Here is a 1,840-nt window from a genome sequence, read left to right on the forward strand (position 1 = left end):
GCGGCCTCTACCGTCGCCTGACAGTCCCGCTCCACCCAACACAGCGTCTCGAGCTCCTCGGGGTGTCATTAGACACTCCGGGGAGCTCGTTTGCGTGGTGGCGTCGCGTGGGCTTCCGCGATACGATTGACCGTACGCACGGTCAATCGAGGAGTCTGGATGCAAGCTCAGAGCGCGGTTCTGCGTGAACGCCGTGGCCCCTTCCGGTTGGAAGACGTCGAACTCACCTGCCCCGGTCCCGATGAAGTCCTCGTCAAGATCGCAGGCTCCGGGTTCTGCCACACCGATCTCCTCCCCCGCCACGCCGGTTTCATGGCGGCGCCCCCGCTGATCCTGGGTCACGAAGGTTCCGGAGTGGTTGTCATGAAGGGCGACGCAGTTGTCGAGGTGGCGGTCGGCGACTCGGTCGTTCTCTCCTTCGATCACTGCGGGAAGTGCACCGCCTGCTGCGAGGGCCATCCGGCGTACTGTCGCTCCTTCTGGGGCCGCAACATGGTCGGCCGCTCGAGAACCGGGGACCAGCGCGCGCTCGACACCACCGGGTCACCGATCGGTGCCCACTGGTTCGGCCAGTCGTCGTTCTCGACGCATGCCCTCGTCGCTGCCCGCAACGCCGTGCCGGTCCCGAAGGACCTTCCACTCGAGCTGCTGGGCCCGCTCGGTTGTGGCGTACTCACGGGCGTTGGTTCCATGTTCAATGTCCTGCACGTAAGTGCCGGTTCCCACACCGCTGTGTTCGGAGCGGGCGCTGTGGGCCTGTCCGCCGTCATGGCCGCCTCGGCGGCCGAAGCTGGCCGCATCATCGCCGTTGACCTCCACCAAGGCCGTCTCGACCTTGCACTGGAGCTGGGAGCCACCGACGTGGTCCACGCGGCTGGTCTCTCGAACGCCGAGGTGAGTGAGCGGGTCATCGAACTCTCTGGGGGCGGCACCCACACCGCGCTGGACACCACCGGCGTCATGCCGGTCATCTCCGCTGGCGTCGCTGCGCTTCGTCCTCGCGGCGTTCTCGGCATGGTGTCTGCCGTCGGTGCCGACTTCGTCCTTCCCGGCGATGCCCTCGCGATGGGCAAGACCGTGACCGGCATCCTGGAAGGCGACGCGCTTCCGAGAGTGCTCATTCCCCAGCTCATCGAGATGTGGAGAGCAGGTCAGCTCCCGTTCGACCGGATGATCCGCACCTACCCCCTCAGCGACATCAACCAGGCCGAAGCCGACATGGCCAGCGGCCAGACAATCAAACCCATCCTCATCCCGGGAGATTCCGCATGAGCGCCATCCTCGAAGAACGCAGTCACCTCTACATTGACGGTCGCTGGCAACCCTCGAGCGACCCTGCGATGACCAACATCATCTCCCCTGCCACCGAGCAGGTCTTCGGGGCGGCGCCGACCGGCACACCTTTGGATGTCGACCAGGCCGTCGGCGCGGCTCGGCAGGCGTTGCACGCGGGTTCCTGGGCGGGAACTGCCGGCTCCGAGCGGGCCGCATGGATGCGTGCCCTGGCAGACGAGCTCGCAAAGCGTGGCGACGAGACCGCCCAGGTGGTCAGTGGAGAAAACGGAATGCCCATCAGCCTCGCCCGCGTGGCAGAAGGCCAGGGTCCGGCGGCGACTCTCCGCTACTACGCCGACCTCGCCGAGCACACGCCCATCGAGGAGACCCGGGTCAGTGCCCGGCCAGGCCGGGCCACCGTCGTGCGCAGGGACCCGGTCGGAGTCGTCGCGATCGTGGTTCCCTGGAACTTTCCCCAGTCACTGACCATGTTCAAGCTTGCCCCGGCCCTGGCCGCAGGCTGCACCGTGGTCATCAAGCCGGCGCCTGAAACGGCCGTCGACGC

Annotated in this window: 2 protein-coding genes; both read left to right on the forward strand. The window is 67.0% G+C overall.

Going from position 1 to position 1,840, the window contains the following annotated elements:
• Window positions 1-159 precede the first annotated feature (159 nt).
• Window positions 160-1,272 carry an NAD(P)-dependent alcohol dehydrogenase gene (locus ACOADB_RS01045; RefSeq protein ID WP_378596068.1) on the forward strand — a complete coding sequence of 371 codons (1,113 nt, stop codon included), beginning with the start codon at window positions 160-162 and terminating at the stop codon, window positions 1,270-1,272.
• A partial coding sequence (locus tag ACOADB_RS01050) for an aldehyde dehydrogenase family protein (RefSeq protein WP_378596069.1) occupies window positions 1,269-1,840 on the forward strand: 572 nt, incomplete at its 3' end. The genes ACOADB_RS01045 and ACOADB_RS01050, both read left to right, overlap by 4 nt.

The sequence above is a fragment of the Nocardioides sp. CPCC 206348 genome (assembly GCF_048654705.1).
Lineage (GTDB): Bacteria > Actinomycetota > Actinomycetes > Propionibacteriales > Nocardioidaceae > Nocardioides.